Origin of the sequence: Arthrobacter nitrophenolicus, from assembly GCF_000332815.1 — a bacterium.
In the GTDB taxonomy this organism is placed as follows: domain Bacteria; phylum Actinomycetota; class Actinomycetes; order Actinomycetales; family Micrococcaceae; genus Arthrobacter; species Arthrobacter nitrophenolicus.
Window position 1 is genome coordinate 12,535 of the sequence record NZ_AOFD01000039.1, and the last position, 22,030, is coordinate 34,564.

At 67.5% G+C, this 22,030-nt stretch carries 18 protein-coding genes and 2 pseudogenes; 7 read left to right on the forward strand and 13 right to left on the reverse strand.

From position 1 onward, the window contains the following. Window positions 1–18 precede the first annotated feature (18 nt). The 4 genes and pseudogenes from G205_RS13910 to G205_RS13925 form a co-directional block, all read right to left on the reverse strand. Window positions 19–1,122: a mandelate racemase/muconate lactonizing enzyme family protein gene (locus G205_RS13910; RefSeq protein WP_009358530.1), complete on the reverse strand. Its 1,104-nt coding sequence runs from the start codon at window positions 1,120–1,122 to the stop codon at window positions 19–21. Continuing rightward, window positions 1,122–2,027, reverse strand: a complete 906-nt coding sequence (locus G205_RS13915; protein WP_009358531.1) for a 5-dehydro-4-deoxyglucarate dehydratase — start codon at window positions 2,025–2,027, stop codon at window positions 1,122–1,124. The genes G205_RS13910 and G205_RS13915 overlap by 1 nt, the downstream gene beginning before the upstream one ends. Continuing rightward, complete coding sequence (locus G205_RS13920; protein WP_009358532.1) at window positions 2,024–2,989, reverse strand: NAD-dependent epimerase/dehydratase family protein; 966 nt, start codon at window positions 2,987–2,989, stop codon at window positions 2,024–2,026. The genes G205_RS13915 and G205_RS13920 overlap by 4 nt, the downstream gene beginning before the upstream one ends. A gap of 28 nt (window positions 2,990–3,017) precedes the next feature. Then, window positions 3,018–4,471: pseudogene (locus G205_RS13925) on the reverse strand (Gfo/Idh/MocA family protein). Between the two features lie 366 nt (window positions 4,472–4,837). Here G205_RS13925 and G205_RS13930 point away from each other — a divergent pair. Beyond that, a complete protein-coding gene (locus G205_RS13930) occupies window positions 4,838–5,872 on the forward strand; it encodes a LacI family DNA-binding transcriptional regulator (protein WP_009358533.1) in 1,035 nt (344 codons plus the stop codon). A gap of 6 nt (window positions 5,873–5,878) precedes the next feature. On the opposite strand, the gene G205_RS13935 is transcribed toward G205_RS13930, so the two are convergent. After that, the gene (locus tag G205_RS13935) at window positions 5,879–6,565 is read right to left on the reverse strand and encodes a FadR/GntR family transcriptional regulator (RefSeq protein ID WP_035753132.1); all 687 of its coding nucleotides are present in this window, start codon (window positions 6,563–6,565) and stop codon (window positions 5,879–5,881) included. A 99-nt stretch (window positions 6,566–6,664) separates the two neighbouring features. On the opposite strand from G205_RS13935, the gene G205_RS13940 reads away from it, so the two are divergent. Next, the gene (locus tag G205_RS13940) at window positions 6,665–8,002 is read left to right on the forward strand and encodes an alpha-hydroxy acid oxidase (RefSeq protein WP_009358535.1); all 1,338 of its coding nucleotides are present in this window, start codon (window positions 6,665–6,667) and stop codon (window positions 8,000–8,002) included. A gap of 62 nt (window positions 8,003–8,064) precedes the next feature. On the opposite strand, the gene G205_RS13945 is transcribed toward G205_RS13940, so the two are convergent. Beyond that, window positions 8,065–8,619, reverse strand: a complete 555-nt coding sequence (locus G205_RS13945; protein ID WP_009358536.1) for an ArsR/SmtB family transcription factor — start codon at window positions 8,617–8,619, stop codon at window positions 8,065–8,067. 97 nt (window positions 8,620–8,716) lie between these two features. Here G205_RS13945 and G205_RS13950 point away from each other — a divergent pair, with 97 nt between their 5' ends. Then, the gene (locus tag G205_RS13950) at window positions 8,717–9,208 is read left to right on the forward strand and encodes a hypothetical protein (protein WP_009358537.1); all 492 of its coding nucleotides are present in this window, start codon (window positions 8,717–8,719) and stop codon (window positions 9,206–9,208) included. A 7-nt stretch (window positions 9,209–9,215) separates the two neighbouring features. On the opposite strand, the gene G205_RS13955 is transcribed toward G205_RS13950, so the two are convergent. Next, complete coding sequence (locus G205_RS13955) at window positions 9,216–10,364, reverse strand: acetoin utilization protein AcuC (protein ID WP_083875071.1); 1,149 nt, start codon at window positions 10,362–10,364, stop codon at window positions 9,216–9,218. Window positions 10,365–10,530: 166 nt separating this feature from the next. Here G205_RS13955 and G205_RS13960 point away from each other — a divergent pair, with 166 nt between their 5' ends. Next, window positions 10,531–11,961: a TrkH family potassium uptake protein gene (locus G205_RS13960; protein ID WP_009358539.1), complete on the forward strand. Its 1,431-nt coding sequence runs from the start codon at window positions 10,531–10,533 to the stop codon at window positions 11,959–11,961. Window positions 11,962–12,001: 40 nt separating this feature from the next. Then, window positions 12,002–12,640, forward strand: coding sequence for a potassium channel family protein (locus G205_RS13965; RefSeq protein WP_009358540.1), 639 nt, complete (start codon window positions 12,002–12,004; stop codon window positions 12,638–12,640). Between the two features lie 77 nt (window positions 12,641–12,717). On the opposite strand, the gene proC is transcribed toward G205_RS13965, so the two are convergent. The 5 genes and pseudogenes from proC to G205_RS13990 form a co-directional block, all read right to left on the reverse strand. Continuing rightward, window positions 12,718–13,551, reverse strand: a complete 834-nt coding sequence (gene proC, locus G205_RS13970) for a pyrroline-5-carboxylate reductase (RefSeq protein ID WP_009358541.1) — start codon at window positions 13,549–13,551, stop codon at window positions 12,718–12,720. 282 nt (window positions 13,552–13,833) lie between these two features. Then, window positions 13,834–14,827: pseudogene (locus tag G205_RS13975) on the reverse strand (Ppx/GppA phosphatase family protein). 62 nt (window positions 14,828–14,889) lie between these two features. Then, window positions 14,890–15,342 (reverse strand): SseB family protein, encoded by a 453-nt coding sequence (locus G205_RS13980; RefSeq protein ID WP_009358543.1) that lies wholly within the window; start codon window positions 15,340–15,342, stop codon window positions 14,890–14,892. A 78-nt stretch (window positions 15,343–15,420) separates the two neighbouring features. Then, window positions 15,421–18,147 carry a type I DNA topoisomerase gene (topA, locus tag G205_RS13985; protein WP_009358544.1) on the reverse strand — a complete coding sequence of 909 codons (2,727 nt, stop codon included), beginning with the start codon at window positions 18,145–18,147 and terminating at the stop codon, window positions 15,421–15,423. Window positions 18,148–18,269: 122 nt separating this feature from the next. Further along, window positions 18,270–19,922, reverse strand: a complete 1,653-nt coding sequence (locus G205_RS13990; protein WP_009358545.1) for a DUF7059 domain-containing protein — start codon at window positions 19,920–19,922, stop codon at window positions 18,270–18,272. Between the two features lie 74 nt (window positions 19,923–19,996). Between G205_RS13990 and G205_RS13995 the strand changes: the two genes are divergently transcribed. Further along, window positions 19,997–20,485 carry a hypothetical protein gene (locus tag G205_RS13995; RefSeq protein ID WP_009358546.1) on the forward strand — a complete coding sequence of 163 codons (489 nt, stop codon included), beginning with the start codon at window positions 19,997–19,999 and terminating at the stop codon, window positions 20,483–20,485. Between the two features lie 48 nt (window positions 20,486–20,533). Then, window positions 20,534–21,103, forward strand: a complete 570-nt coding sequence (locus G205_RS14000; protein WP_009358547.1) for a hypothetical protein — start codon at window positions 20,534–20,536, stop codon at window positions 21,101–21,103. A 31-nt stretch (window positions 21,104–21,134) separates the two neighbouring features. Here the strand turns inward: G205_RS14000 and trhO are convergent, their stop codons facing one another. After that, complete coding sequence (trhO, locus tag G205_RS14005) at window positions 21,135–22,028, reverse strand: oxygen-dependent tRNA uridine(34) hydroxylase TrhO (protein WP_035753137.1); 894 nt, start codon at window positions 22,026–22,028, stop codon at window positions 21,135–21,137. Window positions 22,029–22,030 lie beyond the last annotated feature (2 nt).

The window sequence follows — 22,030 nt, forward strand, 5'->3', positions numbered from 1 at the left end:
TCGTCGTATGGTTCATGGTTACAGCCCGTCCCGGAACCGGAAGCCGAGCCCCGGCTGGCCGGAAAGCGCCACGCGGCTGTCGCGGAAGCGCACCGGCGAGGGCCCGTCCAGGATGCCCAGTTGCTCGAATGATGCTTCCTCGACGTCCTCCACCAGGGTGGGTTCGGCCAGGGTGAGCGCCAACTGCCCGGAGAGCTCCGGAAGCAGGTGGGGCATCACCCGGATGCTGTTGGTCCGGGCCAGTTCAACAATCCGGCGGAACGGGGTGATCCCGCCGACCCGGATGATGTTGGGCTGGATGATGTCCACCGCCTCCGCCTCTATGAAATCGCGGAAGCGGTAGATGGTGTGCAGGTTTTCGCCGAGGGCAATCGGAACCGGGGAATGCTTCCGGAGCCGGCGGTAGGCCCACAGGTCGTCGGCGCGAATGGGCTCCTCCAGCCATTCGAGGCCGAATTCGGACAGGACATCCAGGGCCCGGAAGGTGGTGGGCAGGTCCCAGCGCTGGTTCGCGTCGATCATGAGTTTGCGGTGCGGGCCCAGGACGGCGCGGACAGCCTGCACCCGTTCGTAGTCTTCGCGGAGGTCCGGCTTGCCCACCTTGATCTTGACCGCATGGTGCCCGGCAGCCACCCACCGTTCCGCCTGGGCAACCAGCTCGTCCAGCGTGTAGTGCAGGTTCACCCCGGACCCGTAGACCTCGGCGGACTCCTGCCGCTGGCCGATCAGGCCGGTGACGGTGGTTCCCGCCTGCCGGGCCTGCAGGTCCCACAGGGCCAGGTCGGCGCCGGCCATGGCGATGGTGGTGAGCCCTCCCCCGCCGGCTTCGTGCAGGCGCTTCCAGAGTGCATCCCAGACGGCCTCCGGCTGCGCGGGCAGCCCTGTGACGAACGGGGCGATGTCGTACTCCAGCAGCGCCTTGACCGCCTGCGGCCCAATGGTGGGCGTCCAGGAAAAACCATGCCCCGCACCGCCGTCGTCCGTCTGGATCTCGGTGACGATCACGTGGTTTTCGGGCGCCTCGGCACCCCAGTGCCGCCGCAGGGGCACCGTGAGGAGCCTGCTGCTGAGCCCGGTGATCCGCGGAATTGTACGGACGGCCTCGGTTGCGGGGGCACTCATCAGCGTCCGGCCAGCTCGTAGCCCCTGGCGAGGATGGCCTTGAGCTCCAGTTCCTGGTCCTCGGTGGGGTCCACCAGCGGCGGGCGGACGGAGCCGACAGGAAGGCCGCCCAGCCGCAGCCCCGCCTTGATCAGTGACACGCCGAAGCCAGGGGTCTGGTCGCGGAGGCGGACCAGGGGCGCGTAGAAACCTTCGAGCAGGGCGTTGCGGCGTTCCTCGTCCCCGGAAACATAGGCGTCGTAGTAGGCCTTGGCGATTTCCGGGGCCATGGCGAAGGCAGCGGAGGAGTACAGCGGGATGCCGAGGCCGCGGTAGGCGCCCTGGGTCAGTTCGGCGGTGAGCAGGCCGTTGAAGAAGGCGAAATCTTCCCGGCCGGCGGCCTTGACGGCGGAGACGATCTCCTGCGCCAGGCCAACGTCGCCCAGGCCGTCCTTGAAGCCGATGACCTTGGGGTTTGCTGCCAGCCGTGCCATGGAGGCGGCGGTGAACTTGGCGTTGCCGCGGTGGTAGACGATGACGGGCAGGCTGCTGGCCGCCGCCACGGCCTCGATGTAGGCAACGAGCCCGTCGGTAGGACCGGTCACCAGGTAGGGCGGCAGCACCAGGAGGGCATCGGCCCCGGCTTCCTCGGCCGCGCGGGCGGCGGCGAGGGCGTGGCCCAGCGGTCCGCCGGCTCCGGCGACAACCGGAACCTGACCGGCCACAACCTCGACGGCGGCCGCCACCACGGTGCGGACCTCGTCGATGCTGAGGGCATGGAACTCCCCGGTGCCGCAGGCGGGGAACACGCCGCCGGGGCCATAGGGCAGCCGGGAGCTGATGTGCTCCTTGAGCAGTTCCGTGTCCACGGCGCCTTCGGGCGTGAACGGGGTGACGGGGAAGAAGAGTACGCCGTCGAAATTCATGATGTCTCCTTGGCTCCAGTGCCGGCAGTCACCAGCGTGGAGGTCTCGTCGTTGAGGGTGGGATGGGACTTGAGTTCTGAGCGCCAGCTCCGCTTGGGCTGCCAGCCCAGGAGCGCCTGGGCCTTGGCGATGGAGAAGGCGGGGCTGGTTCCGGTGAGGCCCGCACTGAGCGCCTCGCTGCCGGGCAGGAAGCGCGGCATGAGGTCCGCCAGGGGCGCCGTTGCCAGTGCATCCGCGGCCCCCACGAAGAAGGTTTCCCCGTTGGGAATGGACTCCATCTTCTGCAGCAGCAGGTCCAGGAAGTCCGCCACGTCGCGGGCGTCCACGTAGTTGAACAGGGCCGGGGCGGACAGGGCGGGATCGGCCAGCCGTTCAGCCAGCGTGTGGCCCTGCTGCGTGGGCGCTCCCTCCCATTCCTCGGGTGAAATCACGAAGCAGGGACGGAAGGCCGCGTAGCGGATCCTCTCCCCCTGCGCCGCGGCGAACATCTGCGCCGTCTGTTCCGCGATCAGCTTGGACAGCGCGTAGGCGTTCCACGGTTTCGCCGGTGTCCGTTCGTCGAGCGGGAACGACGGCGGAAGCCAGCCGGCGGGTGAGCCGTAGCCCAGGACGGTGGGGCTGCTGGCGGTGACGATCTTCGGCACCCCGATTTCCGTCGCCGCGCTGATGACGGCGAAGGCGAGCCGGGTGTTCGTGCTGAAAATGACGTCCTCCGGCGCGCTGAAAGGTACGGCGATGGCTGCCAGATGGATGACGGCGTCGGGCTTGGTCTCCCGGAGCAGGCGCTGGGCCTCACCGGGTGCCAGGAGGTCCGCGGTTTCCTGGACGGCGCCGGCCGGCAGCTGGCCGGCGGGCACGGCGTCGCGGTCCACCGAGATGACGTGGTGGCCGGCTTCGGCGAGCCCCGCCACCACGCTGCGTCCCAGCCGGCCGGAGCCGCCGGTCACAAAGATCCTGCTCATGGTTGTTTCCTAACGTTCAGGGCAGGGGCTAGGCGCCGCGGCGGAGGTCGACGCCGAGGTCCAGGTCCTCGATGCGTACGGGCAGGGATGACTCAAGGGACCGGTTGCCGGCGATGCCCACCGACACGGAGCGCAGACCGTCCAGGTAGCCCGAGGGCCGGCCCAGCGGGTCCTCGCCCGGGCCGTTGAAGAGGTCCGAGAGCAGGAGCTCGTCGCCGCCGCCGTGGCCGCCTTCACCGTTGACGATCGGCACCTCGTAGGCTGCTTCCCAGTGGCGCTGGACCACCAGGCGTTCACCGTTGCGGCGGATGGCGTCGTCTTCCTCGATGGGGGTCGCGCTGGGATCCACCACCGTCTTCTTGTCCGTGCTGGACGTGACGGCGGCGCGTTCCACCACTTCCAGTTCCGCGCGGCCCTCGGTGCCGTTGACTGCCACCCGGTAGCCCTCCCAGGGGCTGTGGGCGTTCAGCGAGTAGCTCAGGCGCGGACCGCCCTGGTACTCGACCACCAGAGCGAGGTTGTCCTCGATGGTGATGCCGCCGGTGAAGACGTCCTGGTCGCGGCGGTAGCCGTCGTAGTGCTCGTTGTCCAGGAAGAGGGCCTTCAGCCGCTCGTCCTCGCGCAGGTCAAGCGTGAACGGGTCCTTCTCGGCGGCGGCCGGTGCGTCGGCGGCGGGAGTGCCTCGTTCCGGGCGGGGGCCCAGGCCGCGCTCCGCCGCGTTCTTGTCGCCATAGAACTTCAGGCCGCCCGAGGCGAAGACCCGCTGGGGAACGTCGTCGATCCACCAGTTGACGAGGTCGAAGTGGTGCGAGGCTTTGTGGATCAGCAGGCCGCCGGAGTTTTTCTTCTCGCGGTGCCAGCGGCGGAAGTAGTCCGCCCCGTGGACGGTGTCCAGGACCCAGCTGAAGTCGATGGAGGTGACCTTGCCGATCACGCCGCTCTGGATGATCTCCTTGAGGGCGCTGTTGCGCGGCGAGTAGCGGTAGTTGAAGGTGACCACCACGTTGCGGCCGGCCTCCTGCACGGCCTGGGTGATGCGGCGGCAGCCTCGGCGTCGATCGTGAGGGGCTTTTCGACGACGACGTCGGCGCCTGCCCGGAGGGCCTCCACGATGTAGTCGGCGTGGGTGTAGTCCGGCGTTGTCACCACTACGCGGTCGATGGCGTTGGCCTGGATGAAGGCGGTGAGGTCGGCGGGATCGAACGATGCGACCGGACCCGGCGCGCCCAGTTCCTGGATGAGCTTCTGGTAGAACTCCACGCGGCCGGGGTTCACGTCCGAGAATGCCACCAGCTCCGCCGTCGAGGCGTAGTTGCCAAAGATGGCGCGGATGTACATTTCCGAACGCCCACCGGTGCCGATCAGGGCGATGCGGGCCCTGCCGCCGTTGCCCGGAGCAGCGGCTGCGGAGGTGGCGGTGCCGGCGGCAGCACCGGCACTGGAGACCGTGGCTGCTGAACTCGACTCGGCTGTGTTGACCATGGGGGTCCCTTTCGAAGGCTCAAGACGCGGCCGTTCTGGCGGCCGTTCCGTGGAGGTGGCCGGCGGACTGCTGCACCGGCCTGAGAAAGCGTTTTCTCGGTTCGCTATATGATTTGTATCAACAGCAGCCGGTATCCGTCAACCATTCTGGCTGCTGGAAGAAAGCGTTTTCTGTTGCAGTACCGCGCGGCAGCCCGTGACCGCCGGGAAAATCGGCGGGAAAACACGGGAAAAGGATAGAAATCGGTTTCCCGCCGCGTTATATGCTGTCATTCAGGACACCGCCACCAGACGGCCGGGCACTGCGGCCATTCGCCGCGGAACGGCCCAGGGCCAACAGGCCTGTGGCGCTAAGGAAGGGTCGCTATGGTCAGGAAGTCTGCATCCGGCAGGATCGGCATCGCGGATGTCGCCGCGAAGGCGGGGGTTTCGCATGCCACGGTGTCCCGCGTCATGAACGGCAACTTCACGGTGGATCCGGACATCGCGGCCCGCGTCCGGGCCGCTGCCGCCGAGCTGAAGTACCAGCCCAACCCGGTCGGCCGAAGCCTGGCCCTGGGCAAGACCGACACCATCGGGATCGTGGTTCCGGACCTCGCCAACCCCACCTTCCAGGCCATCCTGCGCGGACTCAGCCGGGCCGCCGCCCAGGACGGATACCGCGTCCTCATCGCCGATTCCTTCGAGGTCTCCAGCGAGGAGGCCATCCTGGCCGGTGAGGCCCGCCGTCGTTGTGACGGCCTGGTCCTCTGCGCACCCCGTATGACGGACGCCGAACTGGAGGAGATCGCCCCGTCGCTGCATCCCCTGGTCCTCATCAACCGCACCACCGCAACGGCCGGGGTTCCCAGCCTGGTGGTCGACTACGGCCAGGGGGTGCAGGACATCGCCGAACACCTGGTGGAACTGGGACACACCCGCCTGGCGTTCCTTGCCGGGCCGCCCCGCAGTGCGTCGAACGGCCTGCGGCTCCAGGGCCTGGAGTCCTTCAAGGCCGCCCATCCGGACGTGGAAGTGATCATGCTCGAGGGCGGCTCGGACTTCGATACGGGACACGGGGCCGTGGACGCCGTCCTGGACAGCGGCGCCACCGGAATCCTGGCCTTCAACGACCTCGTTGCCATGGGCCTGATGAGCGGCCTGCATGAACGCGGGCTCGACGTTCCGAACGATATCTCCGTCACCGGCTTCGACGATATCCCCTTCGCCAAATACACGACGCCGGCCCTCACCACCGCCGCGGTCCCCATCACCGAACTGGGCGAGCAGGCCTGGCAGCAGCTGCGCGCGCTCATCCGCAAGGAGCAGAGCGACACCCCTGGCAGCCGGTACCAGCCCCGGCTCGAAGTGCGCGCCAGCACCGGCCCGGCCAAGGCCGCCCGCAGCGCGGTCCACGGCTAAGCGACCCTACGGGCGCAGCCCGGCCTCCTTGTAGTACCCCTCGATATGTGCTGCCACCAGCTTGGCCGCCAGCGCGCCGTCGTTGTTCCGGATGGCCGCCAGGATGCCGTGGTGCTCGTCCCTAAGCCGGGACACCGTGGCGGCCCAATCCGGAAGGTTGGACGTCAGTTCTGCCGCGTACCCCTGGATTGACTCCCGGAGCGAACCCATCATGGCGCTGACCACCGCGTTGCCCGCCGCATCCGCAAGGGCGAGGTGGAAACGCACGTCAAGTGCCAGGAAGTCCGCCACCGGAAGGTCTTCTGCGGCCATGCCCTCAAGCAGCGCCGCGGCCTCGTCCAGTTCGGGCGCGTCCGGCCGCGCCTTCGCCACCGCCCAGGACTCCAGCAGCACGCGGGTCTCCACGATATCCGCCACCGGCAGGTGCTGGGTGGCCACGTGGAGCCGCAGTGCGGAGCCGAGTGCCGCCGTCGGATCGGAAATGACCACCGTCCCGGCCTCCGGCCCGGAGCCGACGCCTGCCCGCACCACTCCCAACGCTTCCAGGATCCTGATGGCTTCCCGGACGGAGGTCCGCGACACCCGAAGCTGTTCGGCAAGGCTGCGCTCGGCCGGCAGCCGGCCGCCGACGGCCAGCCTGCCCGCGGAGAGCTCATTCTCGATCCAGGACAGGACAAGCTGGTGGGTACGCATGCACCCATGGTAGTTGATGTGGTTGGACCACATGGCCTACAGTGTGGTTAGACCACAGAAGGTTCCGGAACCGGACCTGCCGGCCCAATGGAGGACGCCATGACCCACACCATCCAGCCCAACAACCCGGAGACAACGCCCGCGCCGGATGCCACGGACGTCCCCGCCGCGCCGGCACAGACTTCCCCGGCGCCGTCGTCCGCCATTCCCGCTGCCCTGAAGCGCCGCATCCCCAAGTACGCGGACCTCGCGCCCCTCATGCAGTTCAAGAAGCCGGAGTTCAGCAAGGAAGCCCGGCTCAAGCGCGCCAGCACCATCTGGGAACTCCGGGACATCGCCAAGCGCCGCACGCCGCAGGCACCGTTCGACTACACGGACGGCGCGGCCGAAGAAGAAATCACGCTGCGCCGCGCCCGCCAGGCGTTCCTGGACATCGAGTTCCGCCCCGGCATCCTCCGCAACGTTTCCGCCATCGACCTCAGCACCGGGATCCTGGGCAAGCCGTCGCGGCTGCCCGTGGGCATCGCCCCCACCGGCTTCACCCGCATGATGCAGTCCGAGGGCGAGTACGCCGGTTCGCAGGCAGCCGAAGCGGCAGGCATCCCCTACACCCTCTCCACCATGGGCACGGCCTCCATCGAGGACGTGGCAGCCGCCGCCCCGAACGGCCGCAACTGGTTCCAGCTGTACCTGTGGACGGACCGTGACCGCTCCCTGGAACTGATCGAACGCGCCGCAAGGGCCGGCAACGACACCCTCATGGTCACGGTCGACACCGCCGTGGCCGGCGCCCGCCTCCGCGACGTCCGCAACGGCATGACCATCCCGCCGGCACTGACCCTCAAGACCGTCCTGGATGCGTCCTACCGCCCGGCCTGGTGGTTCAACTTCCTGACCCACGAGCCGCTGACCTTCGCCTCGCTGTCCCGCTACACCGGCACGGTGGCCGACCTGATCAACTCGATGTTCGACCCCACCCTGACGTTCGAGGACCTCGACTGGCTGCGCGAAACCTGGAAGGGCAAGCTGGTGGTCAAGGGCATCCAGACCGTGGAGGACGCCCGGCGCGTGGTGGACCACGGCGCCGACGGCATTGTCCTGTCGAACCACGGCGGCCGCCAGCTGGACCGCGCGCCCATCCCGTTCCACCTGCTCCCGGAGGTCAAGCAGGCCTTCACGGCTGACAACACGGACGCGGCCATCATGCTGGACACCGGCATCATGAGCGGCGCGGACATCGTCGCCGCCCTGGCCCTGGGCGCCGACTTCACCCTGATCGGCCGCGCCTACCTCTATGGCCTGATGGCCGGCGGCCGTGCCGGCGTTGACCGCACCCTGCAGATCCTCGAGAAGGACATGGCCCGCACCATGGCGCTGCTGGGTGTCAGCCGGATCTCCGAGCTCACGCCGGACCACGTGCGGCTGCTGGGGAAGTAGGGGCCGAGCCGGTGGTTGAGCCTGTCGAAACCCGGGTTTCGACAGGCTCAACCACCGGTTAACTACTTCTTCCGCCCGAACTTGGGGAGGTTTGCCAGCAGGTCGGCCGCGCGGGTGGCGGCACGGCCCACGGTGCGTCCGATCTGCTGGGGAACGCTGTCATCGCTGAGCGGGGTGGCGGTACCGCCAGGGATGACGACGGCGGGACTCAGTTCCGCGCCGTCGGGCGCCAGCACGCCTTCGGAGACGGCGCCCGCGGCGACGGCTTCGGGCGTGTCCCCGCCGGCGGCTGCTGCTTCGCGGGGAGCGGCGGGCTGCGCCGCGGCCTTTCCGGACGTGCCGGCCGCTGCCGGGGACCCGACGTCGAACGTTTCAAGCCAGCTGGCGATACCCTCGAGGGGCTTGCGGTTCAGCGCGTAGTACCGCTTTTGGCCCTGGGCGCGCATGCTGACCAGCTGGGCCTCGCGCAGGACCTTCAGGTGCTTGGAAATGGTGGGCTGGCTTGCTGCCAGTTCCTCCACCAGTTCCCCCACGGCCTTGTCCCCGGAACGAAGGGACATCAGGATGTCCCGCCGGGTCGATTCCGCAATGACGGCAAATACGTCGTCTGTCACCATGCCTCCCACCCTAGCGACATATACGCCGAAAGGCATCAACTATTTCGGCCCCGCAGCGGCCTATTGCCCGCTGCCCCGGCCGGTGCTAGAACACAGCATGGACGTCCTGCGCCGGCATCTGTTCAACATCATCGCCTTCGTGTTCCTGGCCCTCTTCGTGGCGGTCTGGGGCACCGTCCTGCTCCGCGTCGGGTTCTGGGTGCCGGACGGGCGGACGGTGGCTCCGCCCCTGAACGGCGCCTTGGTGACGGCGGCGGGTGTCCTGGCGACGTCGCTGAGTTCATTGACCGCGTCCGCACTGGGGTTCACCATCGCGGAGGTCCGCCAGGCCGAGGCGTCCGGACCCGCCGGCCGTGCCGCGGCGCAACGCACCATGCCGTTCGACCCTGCAGAAGTGGCAGCCAGGCTCTCCGGCCGGATCATCGCGGCCATAGTCGTCTACTTGGCGGTGGGGCTGCTGGTCCTGCTCCTGTGGCTGGGCAAGGGAACGGCGTCCACGGACCTGATCGGGGCGTTCGCCCTGTCCCTGCTGGGCTGGCTGATCGGCGCGGCGGGAGTGGTCTTCCAGACCGAAAAGACCACCGCCTGATGCAGGCCTAGTCGAACCAGGGATCCAGGCCGTGCAGCGGAAACACTGCCTTGCGGGTGGCCATCACGGTGCGGTCCACGGCGTCGTTGGGGTCGAAACCCACCTCCCAGGACCGCCACCAGAGCTCCACGTCGTCGCCCATCAGCGCGGGGGCCGCTGCCCCGAACTTGTCCTCCACGTAGTCCCGCCAATCCTGGGGTACGGCGGCACGCAGGGGGACGGGCCGCCCCGCCGCGATGGCCACCAGGTGGCTCCACGACCGGGGAACCACATCCAGGACGTTGTACCCGCCGCCGCCGGTGGCAATCCAGCGGCCTCCGCAGAAGCGTTCGGCGAGTTGCCCGACGGCGCTGGCCGCCTCCCGCTGGCCGTCCACGCTGAGATTGAGGTGCGTCAGCGGATCCGTGCGGTGGGAGTCACAGCCGTGCTGGCTGACGATCACCTCCGGCCCGAAGGCAGCCACAAGCTGCGGAACCACCGCGTAGAAGGCCCGGAGCCAGCCGGCGTCGCCGGTTCCCGCGGGCAGGGAAAGGTTTACCGCTGTCCCCTCCGCCTGGGGCCCGCCGATTTCGTTGGCGAACCCGGTCCCCGGAAACAGGGTGAGGCCGGACTCGTGCAGTGAGAGCGTCAGCACCCGGGGGTCATTCCAGAAGATGCTTTCCGTCCCGTCGCCGTGGTGCGCATCGACGTCGATATATGCCACCTTGCGGATGCCGCCGACGAGCAGCCTTTGCACGGCGAGCGCAGCATCGTTGTAGATGCAGAAGCCGCTGGCACGGTCGCGGGCGGCATGGTGCATGCCTCCGCCGAAGTTGACGGCGTGCAGCGCTGAACCGTCCAGGATCTGGGCGGCACACAGCAGGGACCCGCCGGCCAGCCGGGCGGCCGCCTCATGCATGCCCGCGAACGCCGGATCGTCCTCGGTGCCCAGGCCCCGTGCCTCGTCCGGTTCCGAAGGGTTGGCGCTGACCCGCCGCACGGCCGCCACGAACTCGGGCGAGTGCACCAGCTCAAGTTCCGGGTCGCTGGCCACCTCGGGCGCTTCCACCGAAACGTGGTCCAGGTCGAACAGGCCAAGGCTCTGCGCCAGGCGGGCGGTGAGATCCATTCGCTCCGGCGCCATCGGGTGGCCCGGGCCGAAGTTGTAGGCGGTCATGTCAGGACCCCACGCCACCACCGTTGGCGGGGCGGGCTTGCTGAGACCGGCAGGTATGTCATCAATCACAGGCTACCCGAGCACGGGGCCCGTCCAGCCCGGCCATTACGCGGGCATTAGTGGTTTACTACTGGGGGAAGCAGATTCAACCGAGGAAAAGCCACACATGACGCAAAGCCAGTCGAGGCCGCGGAACCCGGCCAGCTGGCACCCCGCGCAGGAGCGGGAGGGCCTCTGGATACTCACGCGGCTGCGCGACTTCATTGACGACATCGCCAACACCTCCCCCGCCCGGCTTGCCCTGACGGTATTCGCTGCCGTGTGCCTGGTGTTCACTTTCATTCTCTCCCTGCCGGTCTCCTCTGCCTCCGGAACAGCCACCCCGCTCCACCAGGCGATGTTCACAGCCGTCTCTGCGGTGTGCGTCACCGGCCTCACCGTGGTCTCAACGGCTGTCCACTGGTCCTTCTTCGGCCAGCTGGTCATCCTCATCGGTGTGTTTATTGGCGGTTTGGGAACCCTGACCCTGGCCTCGCTCCTGGCGTTGATGGTGAGCAAGCGCCTCGGTGTGCGGGGCAAGATCATCGCGGCAGAGTCCATGAACAATGCCGGCCGCCTGGGTGAAGTGGGCACACTGCTGCGGATCGTCATCACAACGTCCGTGGTGATTGAAGGAATCCTGGCCCTGGTCCTGATCCCCCGGTTCCTGGTCCTGGGGGAGCCGTTCTGGCAGGCTGTCTGGCACGGGATTTTTTACGCCATCTCCTCCTTCAACAATGCAGGCTTCACTCCGCACTCGGACGGCATCGTGCCCTACGAAACAGACCTGTGGATCCTGGTTCCCCTGATGCTCGGTGTCTTCCTGGGCAGCCTGGGCTTTCCCGTGGTGATGGTCCTGCAGCAGAACGGGCTGAACTGGAAAAAGTGGAACCTGCATACCAAACTCACCATCCAGGTTTCTTTCATCCTCTTGGTGGCGGGCACCGTCCTGTGGGCCGTGATGGAGTGGGACAACCTGCGGACCATCGGGACGATGGACATGGGCGACAAGGTCACGCATTCATTGTTCGCGTCCGTCATGATGCGGTCCGGGGGCTTCAACCTGGTGGACCAGAACCAGATGGAATCCACCACCATGCTGCTCACGGACGCACTCATGTTTGCCGGCGGCGGCTCCGCGTCAACGGCCGGCGGCATCAAGGTGACCACCATTGCCGTGATGTTCCTGGCCATCGTCGCAGAAGCCCGCGGTGACAGGGATGTCAAAGTCTATGGCAGGACCATCCCTGAGGGCAGCATGCGGGTGGCCATCTCCGTGATTGTCGCCGGGGCAACCCTGGTGTCGGTTTCGGCGTTCCTGCTGCTCCACATCAGCGGTGCCTCCCTGGACCGGGTGCTGTTCGAAACGATCTCCGCCTTCGCCACCGTGGGGCTGAGTACAAACCTCAGCGCCGAAGTGGCGCCGGAGGGCGTCTACGTCCTGACGGCCCTCATGTTCGCCGGCCGTGTGGGCACCGTGACCCTCGCCGCCGCCCTGGCGCTGCGCCAGCGCAGCCAGCTGTACCACTATCCCGAAGAGAGGCCGATCATTGGCTAGTTCCCCAGACGCCCCACGGCGCCCCGCCCACAATGCCCCCGTGCTGGTGATCGGACTGGGCCGGTTTGGTTCATCCACGGCAGAGCAGCTGGTCAAGCAGGGCCGGGAAGTGCTCGCGATCGAGCGGGACAGGACCCTGGTGCAGAAGTTCGCGCCCCTCCTCACCCACGTGGTGGAAGCAGACGCCACGAACATCGACGCCCTCCGCCAGCTCGGCGCGCAGGAATTCAGCTCCGCGGTGGTGGGCGTCGGCACGTCCATCGAGTCCTCGGTACTGATCACCGTGAACCTGGTGGACCTGGGCATCGAGCACCTGTGGGTCAAGGCGATCACGCCGTCGCACGGCAAGATCCTCACCCGCATCGGTGCCAACCACGTGATTTACCCCGAGGCCGACGCCGGCGTCCGTGCCGCACACCTGGTTTCGGGGCGCATGCTGGACTTCATCGAGTTCGACGACGACTTCGCCATCGTGAAGATGTACCCGCCGCGCGAGACCGTCGGCTTCACCCTGGACGAGTCCAAGGTGCGGTCCAAGTACGGTGTGACGATCGTGGGGGTGAAGTCCCCGGGCGAGGACTTCACCTATGCACGCCCGGAAACCAAGGTGTCCTCCCGCGACATGCTGATCGTGTCCGGGCATGTGGACCTGCTGGAACGGTTCGCCGCCCGCCCCTAGCCCTGCCGGAGAGTTTTCGTCCAGATACGGTGACTTCCGGGCCGGGAAAGCCGCCCTATCTGGACAAAAACTACGGGTCAGCCGAGCTGGCGGGTGATCTCCGCTGCCCGGTCTGCAGCCGCACGGGCGCCCGCGGCGATGATGGAGGGCATGCCCCGCTCGTCAAACGTGGCGATGGCCCGTTCCGTGGTGCCCTTGGGACTGGTGACGGCTTTGCGGAGGGCGGACGGATCAGCGCCCGGCTCTGCGAGCATGAGCCCGGCCCCGGCGACCGTTTCGCGGGCCAGGAGCAGGGACAGTTCGCGGTCCAGGCCCAGTTCCTCGCCGGCCGCGGCCATCGCCTCAGCAAGGTAGAACGCGTAGGCGGGACCTGAGCCGCTAATGGCCGAAAGGGCGTCCACCTGCTCTTCAGGGACCTCGACGACGGTTCCGGCGCCCTGCAGGATGTCCTTGACCTTTTGCAGCTGTTCCGGGCTGCAGTTGGTTCCCGGGGACACGGACACCACGCCGCGGCCCAGCTTGGCCGGGGTGTTGGGCATGGTCCGGATGACCGGCTGGCCTGCAGGGAGGGCGGCCTCGAGCTGGGCGATGGACACGGCCGCCGCCACGCTCACCACCACGGTGTCCGGGGCCAGGGCTCCGCTGATTTCCCGGGCAAGATCGGTAATTCCGACCGGCTTGACCCCGAGGATCACCACGCCGGACCCCTTGGTGGCCTGCTTGTTGTTGTCCGGCTCCTCGTCGCCGGCGATGGCCGTGATCCCGTGGTACCGCTCGGCCAGTTCCGCGGCCCGCTCGGCGCGCCGGACGGTGGCGACGATGTCCGCCGGATCCGTCCCCGCTTCCAGCAAACCACTCAGGATGGCTTCGTTCATGGACCCACAGCCAAGGAAGGCGATTCGGTTGCTCATGGCTCCATCATTGCAGTTAGGCATGGTGCGTGCCGATTCCTTACGCGCCCGCATTGCAACGCACTATTCACAGGTTGCTCCCATGTTCACTGCAGGTAGCTCACATCTGGCACCCCTACTGTAGTTATTACCTCATTGAGGGTGCGAGTGATGCGGCAGGCATGGGGATGCCTGCCAGGACACCGGCGGCCGGCAACAGGTTTTCCCCCATTTTTCCTGTTGCCGGCCCCGGTGTTTCCGCTTTTAAACAGCAGCCTTTAGTACCGGCTCCCCCGAGCCGGGTCACTGGATGGCGGCGACCCCTGCAGCCTGGGGCGGCGTAATGTGCGGCGCAGGCTCGAGCGGCCCGTCAAACACCAGTTGGTCGAGCCGCCGGAGGATGAGGCCCTCGCGCAAGGCCCAGGGACAGATCCGCAGCTTCTTGAACTTGAACAGTTCCAGTGCGGCCTCGGCCACCAGCGCGCCGGCCAGCAGCTGGTGGGCACGCGCTTCCGAGACACCCGGCAGGTGCAGACGGTCCTCGGCCTTCATGGCGGAGATGCGCTGGGCCCAGATGCCCAGGTCCGTGGCGTTGAGCTCGCGTTTGACGTAGGGACCGGCGTCGCTGGGGGCTGCCCCGGCAATCCGGGCAAGGGACCGGAAAGTCTTCGACGTGCCGGCAACCACGTTGGCCCTGCCCAGCCCGTCGAACTCACGGACAGCCGGCTTCAGCGTGGCCCGGATATAGCGCCGGAGTTCCTTGACGCTTTTGGCAGTGGGCGGATCATCGGGGAGCCAATCCCGGGTGAGCCTGCTGGCGCCGAGCGGCACCGAAGTGGCCAGCTCGGGCAGCTCATCCTGCCGAAGGCCATTTCAAAGGACCCGCCGCCGATATCCAGGTTCAGGATGGGCCCGGCGCCCCAGCCGTGCCAGCGCCGGACGGCGAAGAACGTCATGGACGCCTCTTCGCTGCCGCTGAGCTCCTGCAGCGTCACCGTTGTTTCATGCTTGACCCGGGCCAGCACCTCCGGCCCGTTGGTGGCTTCACGGATGGCCGAGGTACAGAACGCCAGCAGGTCCTCGGCCTTATGCCTGGCTGCGAACTCCCAGGCTTCCAGGACAAACTCCGTGAGTTCGTGCTGCCCGGCGTCGCTGATGCTGCGTCCGGTTCCAGGTACTGGACCAGGGACAGGGGGCGCTTGTGCGAGGCAAAAGGAACCGGCCGCGCGCCAGGGTGGGCATCCACCAGCAGAAGATGGACAGTGTTGGACCCGATATCGAGGACGCCTAGCCGCATGGTGACATTATTCACCGGCGCAGGCGCCGTATTCCAACTCGGCGCGCAGCCCGTTGACCTGCTTAGTTGCCTGCGGGGTTCTCCGGAGCGCCGTCCGAAAGTTCATCCGCACGCTTGAAGTCGCGCTTGATGTTGGCCACGCCCTCCGGGTTGATTTCGAAGCCGTAGGCAGCGCCGGGATTTATCACCATGCCCAGCTCCTCACCGATGTTGGCGATGATCGCTGCGCCCTGGGTGCCCAGCACGTTCGGCGCGGCGTCCAGGTACGGCCGGTCCACCCGGCTCGGGTGCGAGAAGACAGCCAGTACGGGGTCACCCTCGGCGTTGGCCAGGACCAGCGGCTCCACCTGGGAGTCTTCGCCCTCCACAGTGTCCGAGCTGATGATGTAGACCTCGCTGTTGAGGAAGGACAGGATGACGTCCACGGGGCTTGCATCAGGCTGTCCGCCTTTGGCGAGCTGCTCCTCGAGGTCGTTCAGCGGAGTGGGGTCGGCAATTGCAGGCTGTTCAGTCATCCCCCTACCCGATCACGTTCGGGTAGGCCCGCGCAATTCCCCGCCGGTGTTGGGCCACGGCCCAACCACCGGCGTGAACTACTTCTTGGCTGTGGCCTTCTTCTTGGCCGGTGCCTTGCGCGTGGCGGTGCGCTTGACCGGCCCCTTGGCACGCTTCTCGGCGAGGAGCTCCACCGCCTGTTCCCGCGTCAGTTCCTCCAGGGAGGTGGCGCGCGGAACAGTGATGTTGGTGATGCCGTCGGTGATATACGGGCCGAAGCGGCCCTCTTTCACCACAATGTTCTTCTCGGACACCGGGTCCGGGCCGAACTCCGCAAGCGGCGGCACGGCCGCACGGGCACCGCGCTGCTTCGGCTGGGAGTAGATCTCCAGTGCCTGCTCCAGCGTGATGGTGAAAATTTCCTCTTCCGAGCCGATGGACCGGGAGTCCGTGCCCTTCTTCAGGTACGGGCCGAAACGGCCGTTCTGCACGGTGATGGGGTTGCCCTCAGCGTCCTCGCCCAGGACCCGCGGCAGGCTCATGAGCTGCAGGGCTTCGTCCAAAGTCACCGACTCCACCGTCATGGACTTGAAGAGCGAACCGGTGCGCGGCTTGGCCTTGACCGGCTTCTTGGGCGGCTTGGGCTTGCCGTTCTTGTAGTACTCGACGGGCTGCGCGGCGATCTGTTCCTCGGTCATCTCGGGGATGATCTCGGTGACATACGCGCCGTAGCGGCCGTTCTTGGCCACGATGGTGTGACCGGTGTGCGGATCGGTGCCCAGCACGCGTTCCTCGGGGGCGGCGGTCTCCATCAGCTCGATGGCCTTTGCCGCGGTCAGTTCATCCGGGGCAAGGTCCTCGGGCACGTTCGCGCGCGCCGATTCCACGATCTCCCCCGTCTTGGGGTCGACGGTGGCCGCGGAGCTCTCCAGGTAGGGTCCGAACTTGCCCACCCGAAGGGTGATCTCGTCGGTAATGGGAATGGAGTTGATTTCCCGGGCGTCGATCTCGCCCAGGTTGTTGACGATGCTCAGCAGGCCGGGGTCCGAATCCTCGCCAAAGTAGAAATGGCGCAGCCAGGAGGCGCCCACGGCCTGGCCGTTTGCGATCTTGTCCAGGTCGCCTTCCATGTCGGCCGTGAATTCGTAGTCCACGTAGTCGCTGAAGTGCTGCTCCAGCAGGCGGATGACGGAGAACGCGATCCAACTGGGCACCAGGGCGGAGCCCTGCTTCCGGACGTAGCCGCGGTCCTGGATGGTGGAGATGGTGGACGCGTAGGTGGACGGCCGGCCGATGCCCTTCTTTTCCAGCTCGGCGGTCAGGGACGCTTCGGTGTACCGCGGCGGCGGGGATGTCTCGTGGCCCACGGCCACGATCTCCGAGGCCGTGAGGGCGTCGACCTTGGCCACGTTGGGCAGCCGGCGGCCTTCGTCGGAGTCGTCGTCGCCGCGGGTCTCGTCCTTGCCCTCTTCATAGGCGGCCAGGAAGCCGGGGAAGGTGATGACGGTGCCGGAAGCGGAAAATTCTGCGTCCCGGCCGTCCGAAGCCACCGCACCGAGGCGGATGGTGGCGGTCGAGCCCTTGGCGTCGGCCATCTGGGAGGCGACGGTCCGCTTCCAGATCAGTTCGTAGAGCCGGAATTCGTCGCCGGACAACTGCTTGGCCACCTGGGCCGGGGTTCGGAACGAGTCGCCGGCGGGACGGATGGCCTCGTGGGCTTCCTGCGCGTTCGCGGCCTTGTTGGAGTAGACCCGGGGCGAGCCCGGAATGTATTCGGGGCCGTACAGCTCCGACGCCTGCCGGCGGGCGGCCGTGATGGCCTCGTCGCTCAGCGCGGAGGAGTCCGTACGCATATAGGTGATGTAGCCGTTTTCATACAGCCGCTGCGCGATCTGCATGGTGCTTTTGGAGGAGAACCGCAGCTTGCGGCCCGCTTCCTGCTGCAGCGTGGAGGTGGTGAACGGTGCGGCGGGGCGCCGGGTGTACGGCTTGGTGTCCACCGACCGGACGCGGAAGTCCGCGTCCTGCAGGCCGGCGGCCAGGGACGCCGCCAGTTCCTCGTTGAGGTGGGCGACGTTCTTGGAGACGAGGACGCCGTCGTCGTTGAAGTCGCGGCCGGTGGCGACCTTCGCGCCGTCCACGGCGGCGAGCTTGGCCTTGAAGGAGCCGGAGTCGGCGCCGAACTGGCCGGTCAGGTCCCAGTAGGACGCGGCCTTGAACGCCATGCGTTCGCGTTCGCGGTCCACCACCATGCGGGTGACCACGGACTGCACGCGGCCGGCGGACAGGCCGCGGGCCACCTTGCGCCACAGGACGGGCGAGATCTCGTAGCCGTAAAGGCGGTCCAGGATGCGCCGGGTTTCCTGGGCGTCCACCAGTGCGGAGTCGACGTCGCGCAGGTTCCCCATGGCGCGCTGGATGGCTTCCTTGGTGATTTCGCCGAACGTCATCCGGTACACCGGGACCTTGGGCTTGAGCACTTCCAGCAGGTGCCACGCGATGGCTTCGCCCTCGCGGTCCCCATCGGTTGCGAGGTAGAGTTCGTCGGCGTCTTTGAGCGCCGCCTTCAGTTCGGTGACCTTTTTCTTCTTGTCCGCGGACACCACGTAGTAGGGCTTGAAGTCGTGCTCGATGTCGACGGCGAACTTGCCTACCGAGGTTTTCTTCAGCTCTGCGGGGAGCTCCGAAGGCTGCGGCAGGTCGCGGATGTGACCGATGGAGGCCTCGACAATGAAGCCCTCGCCCAGGTACTTGGCGATGGTCTTGCTCTTGGCCGGAGACTCCACAATCACGAGTTTCTTGCCGGTTTTGGCCTTGCTTGGCACGGTGCTCCTACAGAAAAAGGTTGCTGGGGCAGATGAGCCATATTGGCCTAGTTCACCATATTTTGGACAATTGTGCGCATTCGGTGTGGAAAACCCTGTGGCGCACAAAGGCTGCGGAAGGCTCAGGCGCGGGCCGGAACCAGGAAGCCGTCGCGGACCAGGTTTTCCACGTCTGCCAGCAGCGTGCTGCGGAAGCTGCCGGCATCGAATCCCGCGCCGTCGCCGTCCATGCCGCCGCCGAGGAGCGCCTCCAGGGCGCCGGCGATCTGCCCGGCGGTCAGGTCGCCGTCGCAGGCCGAAACGAACCCGGCAAGCTCGGTGCTGAGCAGGTTGGTCCGCCGCAGCCCTGCCCCCTGGCGCAGCAGGATCACGCCGGGATGCTCCGCGCCGGGCCGCTGGTGCCGTTCTTCGGTGACGTCTTCGGCCACCAGCAGGTGCGTGTCCTCGAGCGTGTTGGCGGCGAGCCAGTCGCAGCGTTCGACGGCGGCGTCCAGGTGGGGGCCGATGGGCTGCTCGATGGGGTAGGTGATTTCCTCGAAGCGGCTCACGGTCGGTTCTCCGCCGGGGAGGGGACGGCGCAGCCAGACCATGCCGAAGCCGATCCCTTCCACGTTCCGGGACTCGAAGTCGGTGAGGTAGGCGGCGTAGGCATCCCGGTAATGTTCCCGGTCACGGCCTTCGGACGCGTCCTGCAGCCAGGTTTCGGCGTACTGCTCCGGGGCGACCTGCTCGCGCTGGATGAACCACGCGTCCGTGCCGGGCCTGACCCAACTGCGGGGCCGCTCGTGCCACTCCGCCCCGGCGGGCACCTCCCAGTTGCCGAGCATCTGTGCGGTGCCGCCCGGCGCCAGGACCCCGGGAAGATCGGCCACCAGCGAGGAGACGATGTCATCGCCCGGCAGCCCGCCGTCGCGGTACGTGAACTGTCCCTCGGCATCCTCCCCGGCGCGGCGGGGCGTGATGACGAAGGGCGGGTTGGACACCACAAGGTCGAACTCCTCGCCCCCCACCGGTTCCAGGAGCGATCCCAGGCGGAGGCTCACGCGGTCCTCGAACCGGGCCGGGTCCACGGAAAGGGCCTCGGCGTTGAGGAGGATGTTGAAGCGGGTGAAGGCGAGGGCACGTTCTGAAATGTCCGTGGCCGTCACGTGCTCGCAGTGGTGCAGCAGGTGGAACGCCTGGATCCCGCACCCCGTACCAAGATCAAGGGCCCGCCGTGTGTGGCGGCGGACGGTGGTCTGCACCAGGGTGGTGGAAGCCTGCCCGATGCCCAGGACGTGGTCATGCCGGAGGACCCCCTCCTGCTGGTGGGCCGCGAGGTCGCTGGCCACCCACAGCTCGGCGCCGCCGCTGCCATCCTCATTTGCGTCCCAGCCGTAGGGCCGCAGGTCAGCCTTTGCCGCCAGCAGCGTAGTGCCGGGCACGGGCTGCACCAGCCCCAGTTCCAGGAGGCCCTCGCTGCCGACGCCCGGCAGGGCCGCGTCCAGCACGCCCCGTTCCTGCGGTTCGGCCAGGAGCCACAGCCGGACGACGGCGGCCAGCGGCCGGGCGCTTTCGTCCCGCCGGACCGCGTGTTCGGTGGCCAGGAGGGCCGGGATGATCTGGTCCCTGTTGAGCGCGGCAGAGGCTGCTGGCCCGAGGAGCTGCGCGACGCCGTCGAGCGTGTAGCCGGTCCGGCGCAGGTCTGCTGCCAGGGCTGACAGCAGCTGGGGACGGTCGCTGCGGGGGGCGTCGGGGATGCTGCCGGCGGAAAACTCGTATGGGGATCTAGGCACCGGTCAAGTTTAGTCCGGCGGTCCTGGACGGGGCGCCGTACTGGCCTGTCCTGTCCGCGGGGTAGCGTTGAAGCATGCCTTCTCCGCTGCCCCTCCTTCCGCGTGCCCGCCGCCGGGCTGCCGTCCGCCGCCGCCCGCTGAAGTCCGCAGGGCAGCTGCTGGCTGCCGTCATGCCCGCCGCGGCCCTCGCCCTGGCGGCCTGCTCCCCGGTGGTCTCAATCGAGAACGCGGATGTGCCGGAATGGCAGGCCACTGCCCTGCCGTCCCCCGCGGAAGCCGTGCTGGCGGACGCCGGGAAGATCCTGAACCGGGACCACATCGTGCAGGAAGCGTCCAGCGTTCCGGCCGGACGCTACACCCTCACGGCCACGTGCGAAGGCGGCGGGAAAGCCTTCTTCGCGCTGTCGCTTAACGGCACCCAGGTGGTGGACGCCGGGGCGGCCTGCAACGGCAGCCGGGAAGTCACCAGGATCACGCTGCCCGGGCCCGGCAAGGTGGAGATCAGCACCTCCAGCGTGGATGCACCCCTCATCTACGCCTACCACCTGGTGCCTGCCGAATAGCGGTCCTCCCGGTATGGCCCGCCGGGCCTGCGGGCTTAAAGTCGGACTATGCCCACCGTGCGGAGATTCTCCGCGCCCCTTTCCGGAGGGACAGCACGGGCACCGCTGGCGCGGAAGCCGGCGGCCGCCGTCGTCCTGGGCCTTGTGCTGGCAGCCGGGATGGCGTTGGGCGGCTGTGAATATACGTACGACGACGGCGGGGGCTGGTCCGGCGTCCCCGCGGAACCTACCGCTGCTCCCGCTCCCGTTTTCACCCGCGACGCGCTGCGGCGCGACCCCGTGCCTGAAGGGGAACTGGAGACGTGGGTGGAGCGGACCCTGCCCGACACCCCGCAGCCGGTAGTCCATGCAGGGGCTGGGCTCCTTGCCGCGGCGGAAGTGCGGACGGAAACCACCCCGGTGCTGGAAACCGGCACCTATGCACTGGCCCTGGCCTGCCGGAGCCAGCGGCGGGTCAATTTCGTTGTCCGCAGTGACGCGCTGACGCTGGTGGACCTGGGCCTGAGATGCGGGGTCAACCGGGAGAACGTCATCTACCTCTCGGCAGAGACGTCGTTGAGCATCACGGTGGAGGCCAGGACCGGAGCCAACTTTGCCTACCGGGTGCGGCGGCTTTGAGGGTGGCTTTCGGGCTGCCACCGGATGCTGCCTAGGCCGCGCAGCCCTCGGGGCAGCGCAGCGTGTCGGGGCTCGCGGCGCACTCCGCGCAATACAGCGTCAGGGTGCGGCAGCTGGGGTTGGAGCAGTTCTCGAACTTGCTGGTGGGCGCCGAGCAGCGCGCGCATTCGCCGATGGTCTTGGCCTCCTCGCTGAACTCGAGGTGCATGCGCTTGTCGAAGACGTAGAGCGAGCCTTCCCAGAGGCCCTGGTCCTTGAAGGTTTCGCCGTACCGGACGATGCCGCCGTCCAGCTGGTAGACCTCCTTGAAGCCCCGGTTCACCATCAGGCTAGAAAGCACCTCGCAGCGGATGCCGCCGGTGCAGTAGGTCACCACGGGTTTGTCCTTCAGGGAGTCGTACTTGCCTGAGTCCAGTTCCTTGATGAAGTCATGGGTGGTGGCGACGTCCGGGACCACAGCGTCCTTGAACCGGCCGATCTGGGCTTCAAAGGCGTTCCGGCCGTCGAAGAAGACCACCTCTTCGCCGTCCTGTTTCCGGGCGTCCACCAGCTGGTGCAGTTCCTCGGGCTTGAGGTGCTTGCCGCCGCCCACCACACCGTTCTGGTCCACCTTGAGCTCGCCGGGCGCGCCGAAGGAGACGATCTCGTCGCGGACCTTGACGCTGAGCCTCGGAAAGTCCTCCGCGCCGCCGTCGGACCATTTAACGTCGATGCCGTGAAAGCCCTTGTATTCGCGCGTTGTCTTGACGTACTGCTTTACAGCGCCGATCTCGCCGCCCACGGTGGCATTGATGCCGTCCTTGGAGATGATGATGCGCCCGGTGAGGCCCAGCTTTTCGCAGAGAGCACGCTGCCAGAGACGCACGGCGTCCGGGTCAGCGATGGGGGTAAAGCCGTAGAAGAGCACGATTCGGTTCAAAGCCACGT

Coding starts and splice junctions, on each gene's coding strand:
- G205_RS14000 (WP_009358547.1), top strand. CDS start 20,534: ATGCCCACCGTGCGGAGATTCTCCGCGCCCCTTTCCGGAGGGACAGCA.
- G205_RS13980 (WP_009358543.1), bottom strand. CDS start 15,342: ATGACTGAACAGCCTGCAATTGCCGACCCCACTCCGCTGAACGACCTC.
- proC (WP_009358541.1), bottom strand. CDS start 13,551: ATGAGCAACCGAATCGCCTTCCTTGGCTGTGGGTCCATGAACGAAGCC.
- G205_RS13935 (WP_035753132.1), bottom strand. CDS start 6,565: ATGCGTACCCACCAGCTTGTCCTGTCCTGGATCGAGAATGAGCTCTCC.
- G205_RS13940 (WP_009358535.1), top strand. CDS start 6,665: ATGACCCACACCATCCAGCCCAACAACCCGGAGACAACGCCCGCGCCG.
- G205_RS13955 (WP_083875071.1), bottom strand. CDS start 10,364: ATGACCGCCTACAACTTCGGCCCGGGCCACCCGATGGCGCCGGAGCGA.
- G205_RS13950 (WP_009358537.1), top strand. CDS start 8,717: ATGGACGTCCTGCGCCGGCATCTGTTCAACATCATCGCCTTCGTGTTC.
- G205_RS13920 (WP_009358532.1), bottom strand. CDS start 2,989: ATGAGCAGGATCTTTGTGACCGGCGGCTCCGGCCGGCTGGGACGCAGC.
- G205_RS13995 (WP_009358546.1), top strand. CDS start 19,997: ATGCCTTCTCCGCTGCCCCTCCTTCCGCGTGCCCGCCGCCGGGCTGCC.
- G205_RS13930 (WP_009358533.1), top strand. CDS start 4,838: ATGGTCAGGAAGTCTGCATCCGGCAGGATCGGCATCGCGGATGTCGCC.
- G205_RS13945 (WP_009358536.1), bottom strand. CDS start 8,619: ATGGTGACAGACGACGTATTTGCCGTCATTGCGGAATCGACCCGGCGG.
- G205_RS13915 (WP_009358531.1), bottom strand. CDS start 2,027: ATGAATTTCGACGGCGTACTCTTCTTCCCCGTCACCCCGTTCACGCCC.
- G205_RS13960 (WP_009358539.1), top strand. CDS start 10,531: ATGACGCAAAGCCAGTCGAGGCCGCGGAACCCGGCCAGCTGGCACCCC.
- G205_RS13910 (WP_009358530.1), bottom strand. CDS start 1,122: ATGAGTGCCCCCGCAACCGAGGCCGTCCGTACAATTCCGCGGATCACC.